Raw genomic sequence first — 15,187 nt, forward strand, 5'->3', positions numbered from 1 at the left:
CCGGGCTGGGGGGGGGGCCCCGGCGCCGGGGGGGGGCTCCGCCGCCCCCCGCCCCCCCCCCCGCGCGGCGCCCCCCCCCCGTCTGTGGGGAGCCCCGGCCCGGGTGGACCTGGCTCCGTCGGCGTGAGGCGGGGCCCGGCGGTCCGGACCCTCTCCTCGGGGAGCCTCAGCCCGGCAGGGCCGGCTCCGTGGTGCGCGAGCCCCGGCCGTCGGGCCGTGACTCCCTTGTGCGAAGGCCCTGGCCCGGCGGGCCCGGCCCCGTGGTGCGGGGACCCCGGCCGACGGGCCCGGACTCCCCCGCTCGCAGGCCGTGGCCCGGCGGGCCCGGCCCCCTCGTCCGGGGGCGTGGGCCTACGGGGGTCCGGCTCCGTCCTCCAGGGCCGCGGCCCGGTCGGCCGGGCTCTGTGGCCCGCCGGGCCGCGCTCCTCGTCCGTGAGCCCCCGCTCGGGAGGCCCGGCTCCGCTGGTCGGGAGCGGCGGCTCCGGGTCGGTGGGGCACGGGCTTCAGTCCCGTCTCGGGGGCAGCAGCGCGCGCAGCCGTTCCGGGAGGACCGGGGCGGGGATCGTCAGGGCGCGACCGCCGGGCAGCGGCACGCGCAGCGGGAAGCGGAGCCTGCCGCCGCCCGCGAAGGGCGCGCCGAGACCGGCCACGGCACCGAGTGCGGCGCCGACCGGGACGGCGTAGCGCAGCGAGTTGGCGGGGTCGGCCGGTGTGGTGCCCTGGGCCGTGGTCTCGACGGCCTTGCCACCGTCGTACGAGGGCGCGCCGCTGGGTGTGGGGCTCGCGCTCCCGCCGCCCGACGCCGTACCGCCGGTGTCGGGCGTGGTGCCGGTGCCGTCGCCGCCCGTGGTGCCACCGGAGTCGTCCGTGCCCCCGGTGCCGCCGGTACCGCCGGCACCGCCGCTCGAACCGCCGGCGGTCCCGGAGGACCCGCCGCCGGGGGCGGACGGCCCGGTGTAGTGGACGAGGGCGTCGGCGGCGTGGGCCGCCTTCGTGCGCTGTGCCTTCGACAGCGGGGCGTATCCGGCCGGGAGCAGTCCCGGGTCCGCGCCGGGGACCTGCCCGGTGCCGGCCGCGTACGTCAGCAGTGCCGCGTAGGCCTTGCGGGCCGCCGCGTCGAGCTTGGCCGGGCGCAGCGCCGCGTAGACGAGCTGGGCGAGCGGGTAGGCGCCCTTGGCGGTGGCCTTGGCGGGGTTGATCTCGGCCGCGTGGGCTCCGGAGGCGGAGGCCGCGGCGGCGGTGAGGGACGCGGTCGTGGGTGCGACGAACGCGCCGGCCGTGTTGCGCAGCCGAGCGGTCTGGAGGCCGTAGCGGACGGCGGAGGCCGCGTCCGTGACGGTGATCACGAACCGGGAGCCCACCGTCTGCGGGCCGGGGCTCTTGTACGAGGGAGGGCTGGCCAGCGGGTCCCAGGTGGCCTTCCACAGGCTGTCGGCGCGCCGGGTGTGCAGGGCGCCGGAGTGCATGTCCGTCACGTACGGGTGGAAGTCGATCATGCACTGCTTGTTCTTCTCGGTGGCGCCGGAGTTCGGCGGGACCGTGCACCAGGGGTCGCTCTTGGGATAGGTGTCGGTGGCCGCCGGGTCGAAGGCGAAACCGCTCGGGTTGAGGTCCACGTTGGTGCTGAAGTACGGATTGACGCGCATGCCCCAGTCGTCGGACACGCCCGCGAGGAAGCCGCGGGCCTCCTTGTCGGCGATGATCCACTGCCAGACGGCGCGGGCCGAGTCGGTGCGGCCGAGCGAGGTGAGCAGGTCGGTGTCGGTGGCCGGGGTCTCGGGGACGGAAAGCTCCGCGAACTCGGGGTTGAGCGCGAGGAACTCGGGGTCGCTGGCCAGGCCGGCCGGGTTGTTCTTCGCCCAGCCGTAGCCCTTGGCGACGGTGGAGCCGAGGACCGCTCCCCAGGGGGAGTTGCGGTAGGACTCGGTGAGCAGCTTGGCGACCAGGCGGGGCGTGAGGTCGATGGAGTCGACCTTGGTGCCGGCGAGTCTGCGGATCGGCTCGGAGGCTCCGGCCTTGGGTCTGCGTTCGATGGTGAAGCCGATGACGGTGCCCGAGAGCGCGGTGGGCGCGTAGACGGTGCTGTCCGTCGGGGCGGTCGTACCGGTGTCGGCGCCGAGGGCGCGGGTGGTGAAGGCGAGCCCGGAGGAGCCGTCGCCGGCGAGGCGGGCGCGGGTGTCGGGCTCGCCGAGCTCGGTGTAGCCGAACACCTTGCCGCTCGGGCAGAGGGCCGCCTGCCAGCTGTTCATGGCGTCGGCGACGAGTTCACTGCCGGTGGTGGCGCGTTCGTCGGAGCCGAGGGCGCAGTTGGTGCCGACCGAGTTGAAGTCGAGCTTGACGGCGACGCGGTTCTTCCAGTTGGTGGAGGAGACCGGGGAGCCGGCGTTGACCTGGCTGGTGTCGGCGTACGGCTTGCCGTCGAGGTCGAGGTGGCCCTGCGGGACGATCACCAGCCAGCAGGAGCGCGGGGTCGTCCGGCCGCCTGCCGTGACCGGGACGCCGCAGCCCAGGTGCGGGGCCTCGTTGGCGGTCTGCACCTCGAAGAACTCCTGGCCCTTGCCGCCGGCGTCCGTGCGGGCGAAGTCGACCTCGTTGGTGGTGTTGCGGCTGTACAGGGCGTTGTTCTGGGTGCCGGAGGTGATCAGTGTGCCGTCGACGGACTTGAAGGGCACCTCGCCCTGTCCGGAGACGCCGCCGGCGCCGTAGCGGTCGTCCTGGCCGTAGTTGGTGGGGTCGGCGCTGTAGAAGATCTTGCGGGTGTCGTCGTACTCGTTGCCCGGCCAGTTGCCCCGGTCGGTGGTCGGGGAGGCGCCGTACTGGCACTGGGTGCGCGACGGGCCCGGGTTGTCCGGGACGCTGCCGTCGTCGTCGCCCCAGCACTGCATGATCTGCACGAAGTCGGTGTTGAACAGCGTGCCCGCAAAGGCGGTCGGGGCGCCTCCGGACCAGGAGACGGTGATGGCCTGGCTGGTGAGGTGCTTGGTCTGGCTGACCGTGAACCTCATGTCCTTGAACTCGCCGCGGCCGGCGACGGTGACGGCGGAGTCGGCCGTGCTCGCGGCGGTGGCGGGCGGTGCGGCCTGGGCGACCGCGAGGCCGGCGAGGGCGCCCACGGCGGTGCCGGCGACGAGTCGCACCAGCAGGTTGCGTATGCGCTTCATCGCGCGCCCCCGTCCGCGAGGTCGTCGGTGCCGTTCTTTCCGGCGTCGCCGCCGCGCCCGGCCATCGCCCGTGAGACGAGGGACGGCAGGAGCAGCAGGCCGAGCACCAGGGCCACGGCGAGCAGCATCAGGGTCTGGGTGCCGGTCCAGCCGCTGTGTCCGGCCACGGCGATGGGCTGGGCGAGGGCGATGGTGCCGTCCACGGCGGTGCCGCCGCCGGTGCCGGTGCCCGATCCGCCGCCGGTGGCGGTGCCGGGTGCCAGGGTCTGGCCGGTGTCGGGGTCGACGACGGGCTGGGCGCTGCCGCCCGCCGAACCGCCCGGGCCGCCGGTGCCTCCCGTGCCGCCGTCACCGCCGGAACTCCCGCCGTTCGTACCGCCGTTCGCGGATCCGCCGGACGCGCTGCCGCCGCCGGTGCCGCCCGTCGATCCCGAACCACCCTTGCCGTCGTTCGACTTGGCGCCGCCGCTGCCGGTGTTGCAGGGCGGGGCGCCCTTCTTGTCGCAGTCGGCCGGGTAGGGGGCGGTCTCGGCGAGCTTGTTGTGGCCGTCGGAGGAGAAGGTCGGGTTGTTGCAGCCCTTGATGTTGATGTTCTTGGTCTGCACGCCCGGGATCCGGCGGATCTGGTCGAAGCCCGCCTGCACCAGGTTGATGGGCAGGGGCGAGTAGCCGAGCTTGGGCATCTGCTGCTGGCCCTGGCACATGAAGTAGTAGGAGAACGCGCCGAGTGTCTTGCCCTTGGCCTCGGTGAAGATGCCCTGCACCCGCAGCGGGAGGATCATGTACGAGTAGCTGGAGAGCGGGTAGTTGCGCTTGTCGGTGTCGCTGTAGACGCCGTCGAGCTGCTGGGTGAGGTAGTCGGCGGAGTGCTTGTTGGTGTTGATCTTCGCCTTGAGGAGCGAGACGGCGACGTTCTTCGGGGTCGGCTCGGTGTAGTAGCCCGCGTGGTTGAGGACCTTGGCGACCGGATAGCCCTCGTTGATGGCGTACGAGTAGTTGACGTAGCCGATCGCGCCCTCGCCGTAGTTCTGGGCGACGTAGCCCGCCACGCCCGGGTCGCCGTTCTGGGCGATCATGCCGGGCACGGTCGGGTAGTACGAGGTCTGCCCGCAGGCCCCGGAGCGGCCGACCCTGCCGCAGTACGCCTGCCACAGCGACTTGTGCTGGGCGGCCATCCACATCGTGAACTGGGCGGTGGAGCCGGAGCCGTCGGAGCGGACGACGGGCACGACGGGCCGGTGCGGCAGCTGGAGCCCCGGGTTGTCGGCCTTGACCAGCGGGTCGTCCCAGGTCTTGACGACGCCGGTGAAGATCTTGGTGACGACGTCCCCGGAGAGGCGGAGGTTGGTGACCCGCTTGCCGTTGACGGTCAGGTGGTACATGAACGCGGTGCCGCCGGCCACGATCGGCATGTACGCGTAGCTGCCGGCCGAGGGGCGTTCGGCGGCCGAGCCGTCGGTCGGGTGGGTCTGGAAGGGGATGTCGGAGACCGCGAAGTCGACGGTGTTGCTGAGGAACTGGCGGCGGCCGTCGGAGGAACCGGTACCGGCGAAGCTGATCCGCATGCCGTACTGGTTGACGGCCTTGCGCCACTGGTCGATGGCGTTCTCGGCCCAGGTGGAACCGGCTCCGGCGACCGGGGTGTAGCTCTCGGCCGCGGCGGGTGCCGCCCCGAGCCCGGCCAGCAGCCCGGCGATCACGGCGAACAGGGCGCCCAGGGTCCCCAGCGCGCGCAGGCGCCGGCAGGCGGTGGTGAGGTGGCTGCGCATCAGTCGTTCTCTCCGGAGGCGGTGGGGTCGGCTGGGGCGGACGCTTCGGCAGGGGATCCGGCCTCGAACAACGAGAGGCCGGGGGCGTGCAGTTCGTCGAAGCGCGCCAGGTCCTGCCGTGAGGCACGGGCGGTGCGGCGGGCCTGCCGCTTGGTCTGGTGGCCGGGGCCGCGGCCGCCGATCACTCGGGCGATCACGAAGAGGACCAGGACCAGGGCCATGAGGACGGCCGCCGCTCCGAAGCCGCGGGCGATCATGGTCGGCTGGGGCGACTTGACGAAGTTGAAGACGGCCAGCGGCAGGGACACCATCGGCCCGCTGGCGGGGTCGGTGTTGAGCGACGCCGTGAAGCCGGCGGTCAGCAGGACGGGGGAGGTCTCGCCGATGCCGCGCGCGGTGCCGAGGATGACGGCCGTGGCGAGTCCGGACCGGGCGGTGGGCAGGACGACGTGCCAGACGGTGCGCCAGCGGGGTGCGCCGAGCGCCTCGGCCGCCTCGGTCAGGGTCCCCGGCACCAGCCGGAGCACCACGTCCGCGGCGCGGATCACGATCGGCAGCATCATCACGCTGATCGCGAAGCCCGCCGCGAGGCCCGACTTCTGCATGCCGAGGCCGAGGATCCAGACGGCGTAGACCATCAGGCCGGCGACGATCGAGGGCAGCGCGGTCATCGCCTCGACGATGGTGCGTACGAAGCGGGAGAAGCGCCCCGGGATCTGGTTCAGGTAGACCGCGCAGGCCAGGCCCAGCGGGATGGTGATCGCGAGCGCGATGGCGGTCATCACGAGGGTGCCGACCATCGCGTGGGCGATGCCGCCGCCGGTCAGCGGGTCGAGGGGGCCCGTCGCCTGCATGTCCTGGGTGAAGAAGTTGCCGTGCGGCAGCGCCTCCCGGCCGCGCCAGGCGGTGAAGCCGACGACGAGGACGAGCGCCGAGAACAGCAGCGTGGCCGCGGTCCACAGCACGACGGTCATGACCCGGTCGCGTACGGCCTGCCGGTCCTCTTCGAATCCTGTCAACACCGCGTAGATCGAGAGGAAGAGCAGGTAGGCGGTGAGGGTGAAGCCCAACGCACCCGAGAACGGGGCGAGTTCGCCGTACAGCAGGATGGTCGTGCACAGCGCGGAGGCGGCGGCGCCGGTGAGCGACAGCACGCCCGGGCGGCTGAAGCCGCCGATACGGCGCGGCCGGTCGGGGGGCTGCACGGGCTCCGGCGCGGGGGCCGGAGGAACGGCGGCCGACGGGGCGGCGGCCGGGGCGGGGGTCTGTTCCACGACGGTCATCTCATGCCTCGCTCTGTGCGCCGGACCGGGAGCGGGCCACGACCGAGGAGGCGGTGAAGTTGACCGCCAGGGTGAGCAGGAACAGCGCCAGGCCCGCTGCCATGAGCGCCGACATGCCGAAGGTGGAGGCGTCGCCGTAGTGCAGGGCGATCAGCGAGGAGACCGAGTTCGAGCCGGTCTGCAGGATGTGCGGCTGGATGGTGAAGACCGGCGAGATGATCAGGTAGACCGCGATCGTCTCGCCGAGTGCCCGGCCGAGGCCCAGCATGGTGCCGCCGATGATGCCGGCCTTGCCGTAGGGCAGGACGACCGCGCGGATCATTCCCCAGCGGGTGGCGCCGAGCGCGTAGGCGCCCTCGCGCTCGCCCGCCGGGGCCTGCGCGAAGACCTCGCGCATCACCGAGCACTGGATCGGCGCCACCATCAGGGCGACGACGATGCCGGCGACGAAGGTGGAGGCGGTGTAGACGCTGTCCGAGGCGAGCGGTTCACCCGGCTGGGCGCCGTCCACCGTGAACAGCGGGATCCAGCCGAGCCAGCTGGACAGCCAGCGCGACACTCCGATCACGTGCTGCTGGAGGAAGAACAGGCCCCACAGTCCGTAGACGACCGACGGTACGGCCGCCATCAGGTCGACCATCGTCACCAGCGTGCGGCGCAGCTTGCGCGGCGCCACGTCGGAGATGAACAGCGCGGTTCCCACGGCCAGCGGCACGGAGAGCGTCACCGCGACGGCGGCGATCAGCAGGGTGCCGGTGAGCACGGCCGCGATGCCGAAGTGGTGGACGTCGGGCTGCCACGCTGCGGTGGTGAGGAAGGAGAAGCCGGTGGCCTTGAGCGCCTGACCGGCCCTCAGCAGCAGGAAGAGGCCGACTCCCGCCATGATGGCGAGAACGACGACACCGCTGGCCGTCAGCTGATACCGGAAGATCCGGTCACCGAGCCCACGGGCGGCGGGTGGCCGCCGGGGTGCGGGTGTGTCGGAATCCGGTCTGTCGGACTCCTCGTGCGCGGACGCCACGTGTGGTCCCCCCACTGCGTAGACGAAACAGGCGTGCGGTCACCGATTGGTGCCGTGCGGGGAGATTCAATGGCTGGATCGTGTCGGTCCAACGCGCGATCCATGGACGAATCGCGAATAGCCCGTGTCTGTTCGGTGCAGCAGGTGTGGAGAAGTTCGGGACAACCTGTGAGTCGGTGTGCGCTGTCCCGAATTCGGGGTCTGCGATATCCACCGTCACGGTATTGCCGAGGTTGTGGCTGAAAGTGCCCCTCGTCCCGTCGACCGCCGGTCCCCCCGCTCGACGCCGAACGCCCCGCCCAGGATCTGGGCGGGGCGTTCGGGGGCGGAATCCGGTCTTCACCGGGAGTGGCCGGGTGTCGGTGAGAGGGGGACGGTCGTCGCCGTCCGCCGGGTGTCGCGGGCGCGCGACGGGCGGGGCCACCGCCTCACGGCGCCCGGGGCCGGCCGGTCCGCCCCTGGCCCGCGGGGGCGGGCTCGTGAAAAGCCGTCCCGCCGGCGCCACGCACCACGCGCGGCGCCGCCGGTTCCCTACGCCGTCGCGACCGGTTCCCTACGCCGTCGCGACGGAGGACAGCCGGTGTACGTCCCGGGCCGTGCCGGTGACGCCCGACAGGAACCCCTGGGCGCGCGGGGAAGCCGTCTCCGTCAGCCACGCCGGGTCGATGTCGCAGACGGCGACGCGGACGTCGGTCCCCACCAGCGCCAGCGGCAGCGTGTGCACGACGGTCGAGGGGAAGCTCAGGATCGTACGGCCGATGGGGCCGCGACGGGCGATGAGTTCGAGGGGGAGGTCGGGGCGGACGATCTCCAGCCCCGTCTCGACGGCCAGCCGGTGGAGCTTGTCGGTGCTCTCGCGGCGGTGGGCGAAGTAGCGGGTCGCGCCGTGGGTCTTGGCGAGGGAACGGACCGCCTCCAGATAGCGGTCCGGGTCCACCACACCCGTCTCGACCAGCGAGGTGCCGACCAGGTCCGCACCCTTGGTGATCCGGGGCGGCCCGAAGCGGGCGCGGGTCCAGGAGAAGTCGTTGGCGGTGATGGTGACGCCGTCCGGCGCCGAGTCGATCGGCATGGAGGAGAAGACCTCCACCCGCCGTCCCTCACTCGGGGTGAGGCGGCGGCGGGCCGACGACGAGATCGGGGCGAACAGCACGTCACGGGGGCCGGGACGGCCCCCGCGCCGGTGCCAGCGCACCAGGCGTTCACCGCGGGCCAGCTGGGCGACGAACTCCATCGTCGCCGTGCCGTCGTCCACGACCACCAGGTCGCGTGCCTTCGTGATCGTCAGCAGGAGCTGCACGTAACGGGAGAACGGGTCTCCCATGACGATGCGGCGGGCCCTGCGCAGCAGCGGGGCCAGGCCGCCGATCGTGTGGAAGGGGGCCGTGGTGCCACCACGCGCCTCCTCCCAGCGGACCTCGTGACCCTCGTCGCGGGCCAGTTCGGCCATGCGACGCAGCTGGCCGCGGGTCATGGGGTCGTTGGGCGAGAGGACGACGAGGGTGAGCCCCGCGCCGGCGGACCGGACGGACGCACCGTCCGGTCCCGCGCCGGGTGCCCACTCGCCGGCCTCCGTCGCGTGCGGGGCGTGGGCATGCGCCCACTCCAGCACGTTCAGGAGCTGTACCGGGCTCTCGACGAAGGCCAGCGTGTGGGGGCCGGAGGTACCGGCGCGGGGGCTCATCGGCGTACGACCGTCCCGTCGTAAGGAAATCAGGGCGTTCAGACCGAGACCGGCTCGCCCGCGGCGGCGGCGATCTCCGACTCGGCGACGACGCCGGTGACGCGGCGCAGCTTCTTCATCGGGCCGAGCTCCGACTCGTAGACCTTCTTGACACCGTCGCCGAGGGAGGCCTCGATGGTGCGGATGTCGCGGACGAGGCGGGTGAGGCCCTGCGGCTCGACGGAGGCGGCCTGGTCGGAGCCCCACATCGCGCGGTCCAGGGTGATGTGACGCTCGACGAAGGTGGCGCCGAGGGCGACCGCGGCGAGCGTGGTCTGCAGGCCCGTCTCGTGACCGGAGTAGCCGATCGGGACGTTCGGGTACTCGGCCTGGAGGGTGTTGATGACGCGGAGGTTGAGCTCCTCGGCCACCGCCGGGTACGTCGACGTGGCGTGGCACATCAGGATGTTGTCCGAGCCGAGGACCTCGACCGCGTGGCGGATCTGCTTCGGCGTCGACATGCCGGTGGAGAGGATGACCGTGCGGCCCGTGGCGCGCAGGGCGCGCAGCAGCTCGTCGTCGGTCAGCGAGGCGGAGGCGACCTTGTGGGCCGGGACGTCGAACTTCTCCAGGAAGGCGACGGCCTCGGTGTCCCACGGGGAGGCGAACCAGTCGATGTTCTTGCTCTTGGCGTACTCGTCGATCTGGCGGTACTCGTCCTCACCGAACTCCACGCGGTGGCGGTAGTCGATGTAGGTCATGCGGCCCCAGGGGGTGTCGCGCTCGATGTCCCACTGGTCGCGCGGGGTGCAGATCTCCGGGGTGCGCTTCTGGAACTTGACGGCGTCGCAGCCGGCCTCGGCGGCGGCGTCGATCAGCTTGAAGGCGTTCTCGAGCTCGCCGTTGTGGTTGATGCCGATCTCGCCGACGACGTAGACGGGGTGGCCGGGGCCGGCGGTCTTCGAACCGAAGCTGCGCAGACGGGAGTTGCTCATGGTGAGACGTTCCTTACTTGTCGAGGGAGTCGAGAGAAGGGCCGAGGATCCAGCTGGCGATCTCTCGGATCGCGCCGTCGCCGCCGGGGACGGTGGTGACCGCGCGTGCGGCGCCGCGCACGACGTCGTGGGCGCTCGCGACCGCCACGGGCCAGCCCACGAGGGCGAAGCACGGGAGGTCGTTGACGTCGTTGCCGACGTAGAGCACGCGCTCAGGCGCGATGCCCTGCTCCTCGCACCACTGCTTCAGTGCGAGGTCTTTCCGGTCGATGCCGTGCAGGACCGGGATCTTGAGCTTCCGGGCCCGGGCGGCGACGACCGGGTTCTGTTCCGTGGACAGGATCAGCATCGTCAGTCCGCTCTTGCGGAGGGCGGCGATACCGAGTCCGTCCCCGCGGTGCACGGAGACGAACTCCCGTCCGTCGGAGTCGATCAGCACCCTGTCGTCGGTCTGGGTGCCGTCGAAGTCGAGGACGACCGCGTCGATGTCGGCGGCGGTCGGGAGGGCGCCGGGGCGGTTCGCGTCGAAGAGCGGCGCGAGGGCCCGGGCGCGGGCGAGGTCGTGCGGGTCGTCGATCTCCAGGACGCGGGCCGGGTCGGTGCGCACGAGTTCGGTGCGGCCGAAGAACCGGTGCTTCGCGACGCGGAAGCCGGCGGCCTCCATGGCGTAGACGGCGCCGGTCTCCAGGAGGTCCTGGGGGCGGTCCTGCCGGCGCGGGCGGAAGGACTTGTCGTGGTTGATGCCGTAGCCACCGCTGGTGCCGGTGTCCGTGACCAGGGTGTCGGTGCCGCCCGCGACGGCGGCGCGCTCGGCGTCGACGCTCACCGGGACGGCGGGCTCGTCGTCCCCGTCGCGCCACACGAAGCCGTGGAAGGGGGCCACGGTCAGCGCCGTGTCCGCGTCGTTCGCGACGATCGCGTTCACGACTCCGTCCACGTCCTCGCGGACGATGAACGGGCTGGTGCACTGGACGAGCAGCACCACGTCGACCGGGGAGCCGTGCAGCGCCTCGTGGGCGTCCATGGCGTGCAGGACGGCGGCCTCGGAGGTGGCGGTGTCACCGGCGATGGCGGCGGGCCGCAGCACGACCTCGGCGCCGGCCTGGCGGGCGGCGGCCGCGATGGCCTGGTCGTCGGTGGAGACGACGACGTCCGTCACCAGGCGGGCGGCGCGGCACTCGCGCACCGCGCGGGCCACCAGCGGTATGCCGCCGACCGGGAGCAGGTTCTTCGCGGGGACGCCCTTGGAGCCGCCGCGCGCGGGGATCACCGCGAGCACGCGGCGCACCGGCGTCGGCCGGCCCGCTTCCGAGTTGGTCATGCGCTGTTCTCCTTGACGAGGAAGGCTGGAGGGATCGGCGGCGGTCACAGCTCTCCCATCCGCCGGATCACCGGAGCCACGCGCTGCACTCCGTGGCGGTAGGCGCCGCGGGCCGCCCGGCGCACGATCTGCCGTACGGGGCTGGGCTCCTTGTCGGCCGTGGGGGCGCCGGGCAGCGGGCTGCCGTCCGGGGCCAGGTGGTGGCGGGCGAGGATCCCGGGGAGGTAGCCGGGCGCGGTGACGGGTGTGTAGTAGGGGGCCAGGGGCGGCAGCCCGGGGCCCGCGAGCAGTTCGGCGATGCGGGTGCGCGCCTCGTCGAAGGCCGTCTCGTACGAGCCGTCGGCGGCGACGCCCTGCCGGGCCACCCACGCCGGGTCGGGCGCCGGCTGGTGTCCGGCGTCGAGCTGGTCCCAGGAGGCGAGGCAGCCGGAGCCCACGAAGTGGTGGTTGCCGAGCGACTCGCGCACCCCGAGGTCGCTGAGGACGACGGTGGGGATGCGGCGGTGCAGGGACTCCAGGGCCGCCGTGGAGCTGATGGTGACCAGCAGGTCGGTGCGGTCGAGCACCTCGCCCATGTGTCCGTACACCAGGCTGAAGTTGGCGGGCAGATCGGTCTTCTGCGCCAGCTTCTGGTAGGGCAGCTCCTCGATGTGCGTGGTGTGCTCGCCCGGCTTGGAGCGCAGCTTCAGCAGCACCTCGCGGTCGGGGTGCAGACGGGCGTGGGCGATCAGCCGGTCCAGCAGGTAGGTGCGGTCCTTGCGGCTCTCCGGTACGGAGGGCTGGGCGGCGAAGACGACCGTGTACGGGTCGTTCTCGCGGTAGGCGGCCCCGCCGAGGAAGGGCAGCGCCACCTCCGTCACGGACGAGGCGTCGGCGCCCACTCCCTCGTACACGTCCCGGAAGCGGTCCGCGTCCTGGCGGGAGTTGGCGAGGACCAGGTCCGCGCCGTGCCGCAGCAGCAGGCCGTCGGCGAGCTTCTCGTAGACGACACCGACGTAGCCGGTGACGACCACGGGCCGCTCCTCGTGCCCGTCCCAGAGGTGGGCCAGGCCGTGCAGGACCGCCTGGACGGCGCCCCCGACGAGGGCGAGGACCAGCACGTCGTACCGTTCCCGCTCCATGGCGCGCAGGAATTCGACGGCGGTCACTTCGCGGAGGGAATCCGCGCGGACGCCGACCTCTTCGAGCTGGCGGGCGGTGGGGGTGGCTCGGCCACGCAGGAGATAGCCGTCGAGACGGATGTCCGATTCCTGAATGTCCGTATTGGACGTTTCAGTCGTAGATATGCGGTTCGCGGTGAGCGAACCCCATTTCCACCGTGTGTCGGAATCCGCGAGAACGGCGACCCGCAGGGACTTCCTGGTACTTGCTGGCACGTCCAAGACGCTAGGAAGCGATTCCGTGTAGCGGCCCAACCTGAATGCAACAAACGGTTAACAGCACATCGACGAATGGCGAATCAGGCCGCGAACCATCGAGAAATCAGCCTGGTTCACGGCTTCGCCACGCGTCGTTCACCTGACATCTCACCAACGGCCAAGACGAATGCCGGACCGCCCCCTAACGTCACGTGGGTGGTCAAGCTCTCCGTCATCGTGCCGTTCTACAACGTGCAGCAATACGCACCCGACACCCTGAAGAGCCTGCGTGCGAACGTGCGCGAGGACTTCGAATTCATTCTCGTCGACGACTGTTCGAGCGACGAGACACCGGAGATTCTCGCGCGCGCGGAGCGCGAGCTCCCGGGCGCGGTGCATGTCAGACATGAGAAGAACGGAGGGCTGGCGACCGCGCGCAACACGGGCATCGACGCCGCGCGCGGCGAATACCTCACGTTCCTGGACGGGGACGACTGGCTCGCCCCCGGTTACTACGAGCAACTCGTCACCGCCATCGAGGGCCTGGGCTGCGACTTCGTCCGTACGGACCATGTCCAGTGCACCGCGCGGGCCCGCACCGTCCACCGGGTACCGCACGGCCGCCGGGGCGTCGTGATGAACCCCCGCGACGCCATACTGCCCTCCGACCGCTCCACCTCCGTCGACTACGCGTACGCCTGGGCGGGCATCTACCACCGCCGTCTGGTCGACCGCGGACTGCTGCACTTCACCCACGGCCTGCGTACGGCCGAGGACCGCCCGTGGATCTGGAAACTGCACCGCGAGGCCGAGTCCTTCGCCGCGGTGAGCCTGCTCGGCGTGTTCTACCGACGTGGTGTCGCCTCCTCCCTCACCCAGATCGGGGACGTCCGCCAGCTCGACTTCATCCGCGCGTTCGACCAGGTCGTGGCGGAGACCGCCCAGGACCCCGACGCGTCGAGACTGCTGCCCAAAGCCGTGCGCACGTACTGCGCGATTATTTCCCACCATCTGGGATCCATGGAAAGGTTCGAGCCGCCCGTGGCGCGGAAACTGAAGTCGATGAGTGCGGGGGCCTTGCAGCGCATGCCCCAGGACGTGCTCGACGAGGCACTCGATTCGATGGACGTCCAGCGGGCCACCCGGCTGCGCCGGCTGCGCCGCCGTCCCGCCGCGGGCGCAGGGGTGGCAGCGTGACGACCCAGATCTTCATGGCGTCCACGCTGTACGGGACCGCGACGCTCGCCGCGGCCCTGGACGCCGACTGCTTCGGCCCCGCCGACCGGCGCATCCTGCTCGTCTCCAACAACGCGGCGACGCCGGAGACGACACCCGCCGTGGACGAGATGCCCGGTTTCGGCCGGCTACGCGGGCGCTTCGACGACGTGCTGTCGTGGAACGAGACGATCACGCCGTTCCACCCCGGGGGCTGGGCCCCGCGCCTCGACGACACGCCCCTGTGGGAGCGGCATCTGCGGCTGGCCTGGAACCTCGGCGACGACGACGTCGAGCTGGCCGTCGAGTCGATCCAGGTCAACCCCGCGCTCGGCCTCGCCCAGATCTTCACCGGCGCGCCCGTCACCGTGTACGCGGACGGCCTGATGAGCTACGGCCCCACCCGCAACAAGATCGACCCGCTGGTCGGTACCCGGGTGACCCGCCTGCTCCACCTGGACCTGGTCCCGGGTCTGACGCCGCTGCTGCTGACGGAGTTCGGTGTCGAACCCGAGATCGTACCGACGGACGCCTTCTCGAAGGTGCTCGCCGAACTCATCGACACCGGCGACGAACTGCCGTCGATCGACGAGCCCGCACTGCTGCTCGGCCAGTACCTCTCCGCGCTCGGCATCCTCACCGGCGAGCAGGAGGAGGACCTGCACGTACGGATGCTCAAGGGCGCCGTCGCGCTCGGCCACACCCGGGTCGTGTTCAAGCCGCACCCCACGGCCCCGGCCCGCTGGTCGCGCGTCCTGGAGAAGGAGGCCGGGAAGCTCGACGTCGAGCTGACCGTCCTCGACACCCCGGTCCTCGCCGAGGTGCTGTACCAGCGCATGCGTCCCGCGCTCGTCGTCGGCTGCTTCTCCACCGCGCTGCTCACCGCGTCCGCGCTCTACGGCCTGCCCGTGGCCCGCGTCGGCACCGACACACTGCTCGACCGTCTGGTGCCGTACGAGAACAGCAACCGCGTCCCGGTCACGATCGTGGACGCCCTGCTGCCGGAGCTGACCGACAAGGCGGCGGTCGCCGAACAGCGCGTGGGCATGACCACGGAGGCGCTGACCGGTCTCGTACGGGCCGTGGGCTACGCGATGCAGCCGAAGATCCTGCCGGACCTGCGCCCGGCCGCCGAGCGCTATCTGACGCAGCACCTGAACACCCACACCTGGCGGTACTTCAAGCGCAAGCGCCTCACCTCGCTGGCGCTGCCCGGCGCGGTCCCGGCCCAGCTGGCCTTCCTGCCGCGCAACGCCACGGTCCGCCGTGTCGCGCGCCGGGCGCGCAGCCTGCGCCGGGCGGTACGGCGCTGAGCCTCCCGTCCAGGAATTCCCCGCGGGCGTGGGGGGGGGGGGGGGGGGGGCCCGCCCCCCCCCCCCCCGCGGGGGGGGCGGCCGCCGC

10 protein-coding genes are annotated in these 15,187 nt (G+C 72.1%); 2 read left to right on the plus strand and 8 right to left on the minus strand.

The annotated features are described in order from the left end of the window. Window positions 1-503: 503 nt before the first annotated feature. The 8 genes from ACFV2J_RS14745 to ACFV2J_RS14780 form a co-directional block, all read right to left on the minus strand. Entirely contained in the window at window positions 504-3,161 is a 2,658-nt protein-coding gene (locus ACFV2J_RS14745) for a hypothetical protein (protein WP_385094191.1), read from the minus strand. Further along, window positions 3,158-4,930, minus strand: a complete 1,773-nt coding sequence (locus ACFV2J_RS14750; RefSeq protein ID WP_385094194.1) for a phosphate ABC transporter substrate-binding protein PstS — start codon at window positions 4,928-4,930, stop codon at window positions 3,158-3,160. The genes ACFV2J_RS14745 and ACFV2J_RS14750 overlap by 4 nt, the downstream gene beginning before the upstream one ends. Further along, a complete protein-coding gene (gene pstA / locus ACFV2J_RS14755) occupies window positions 4,930-6,213 on the minus strand; it encodes a phosphate ABC transporter permease PstA (RefSeq protein WP_385094197.1) in 1,284 nt (427 codons plus the stop codon). Before pstA ends, ACFV2J_RS14750 begins: the two co-directional genes overlap by 1 nt. A gap of 1 nt (window position 6,214) precedes the next feature. Further along, window positions 6,215-7,234: a phosphate ABC transporter permease subunit PstC gene (gene pstC / locus ACFV2J_RS14760; protein WP_385094200.1), complete on the minus strand. Its 1,020-nt coding sequence runs from the start codon at window positions 7,232-7,234 to the stop codon at window positions 6,215-6,217. Between the two features lie 553 nt (window positions 7,235-7,787). Further along, the gene (locus ACFV2J_RS14765; RefSeq protein WP_385438868.1) at window positions 7,788-8,918 is read right to left on the minus strand and encodes a hypothetical protein; all 1,131 of its coding nucleotides are present in this window, start codon (window positions 8,916-8,918) and stop codon (window positions 7,788-7,790) included. A 38-nt stretch (window positions 8,919-8,956) separates the two neighbouring features. Then, complete coding sequence (locus ACFV2J_RS14770) at window positions 8,957-9,892, minus strand: N-acetylneuraminate synthase family protein (RefSeq protein WP_385093997.1); 936 nt, start codon at window positions 9,890-9,892, stop codon at window positions 8,957-8,959. 13 nt (window positions 9,893-9,905) lie between these two features. Next, a complete protein-coding gene (locus ACFV2J_RS14775) occupies window positions 9,906-11,213 on the minus strand; it encodes a cytidylyltransferase domain-containing protein (protein ID WP_385093994.1) in 1,308 nt (435 codons plus the stop codon). A 44-nt stretch (window positions 11,214-11,257) separates the two neighbouring features. Further along, window positions 11,258-12,589, minus strand: coding sequence for a DUF6716 putative glycosyltransferase (locus ACFV2J_RS14780; protein WP_385093991.1), 1,332 nt, complete (start codon window positions 12,587-12,589; stop codon window positions 11,258-11,260). Between the two features lie 198 nt (window positions 12,590-12,787). On the opposite strand from ACFV2J_RS14780, the gene ACFV2J_RS14785 reads away from it, so the two are divergent. Together ACFV2J_RS14785 and ACFV2J_RS14790 are read left to right on the plus strand one after the other, a co-directional pair. Beyond that, the gene (locus ACFV2J_RS14785; RefSeq protein WP_385093988.1) at window positions 12,788-13,768 is read left to right on the plus strand and encodes a glycosyltransferase family 2 protein; all 981 of its coding nucleotides are present in this window, start codon (window positions 12,788-12,790) and stop codon (window positions 13,766-13,768) included. After that, entirely contained in the window at window positions 13,765-15,099 is a 1,335-nt protein-coding gene (locus ACFV2J_RS14790; protein ID WP_385093985.1) for a polysialyltransferase family glycosyltransferase, read from the plus strand. The genes ACFV2J_RS14785 and ACFV2J_RS14790 overlap by 4 nt, the downstream gene beginning before the upstream one ends. Window positions 15,100-15,187 lie beyond the last annotated feature (88 nt).

This window comes from Streptomyces sp. NPDC059668 (assembly GCF_042734135.1).
Lineage (GTDB): Bacteria > Actinomycetota > Actinomycetes > Streptomycetales > Streptomycetaceae > Streptomyces.

What these genes read in the sequence shown, in the direction of transcription:
- ACFV2J_RS14765 (WP_385438868.1), bottom strand. Translation starts at nt 8,918, where the DNA reads ATGAGCCCCCGCGCCGGTACCTCCGGCCCCCACACGCTGGCCTTCGTC.
- ACFV2J_RS14770 (WP_385093997.1), bottom strand. Translation starts at nt 9,892, where the DNA reads ATGAGCAACTCCCGTCTGCGCAGCTTCGGTTCGAAGACCGCCGGCCCC.
- pstA (WP_385094197.1), bottom strand. Translation starts at nt 6,213, where the DNA reads ATGACCGTCGTGGAACAGACCCCCGCCCCGGCCGCCGCCCCGTCGGCC.
- ACFV2J_RS14775 (WP_385093994.1), bottom strand. Translation starts at nt 11,213, where the DNA reads ATGACCAACTCGGAAGCGGGCCGGCCGACGCCGGTGCGCCGCGTGCTC.
- ACFV2J_RS14745 (WP_385094191.1), bottom strand. Translation starts at nt 3,161, where the DNA reads ATGAAGCGCATACGCAACCTGCTGGTGCGACTCGTCGCCGGCACCGCC.
- ACFV2J_RS14750 (WP_385094194.1), bottom strand. Translation starts at nt 4,930, where the DNA reads ATGCGCAGCCACCTCACCACCGCCTGCCGGCGCCTGCGCGCGCTGGGG.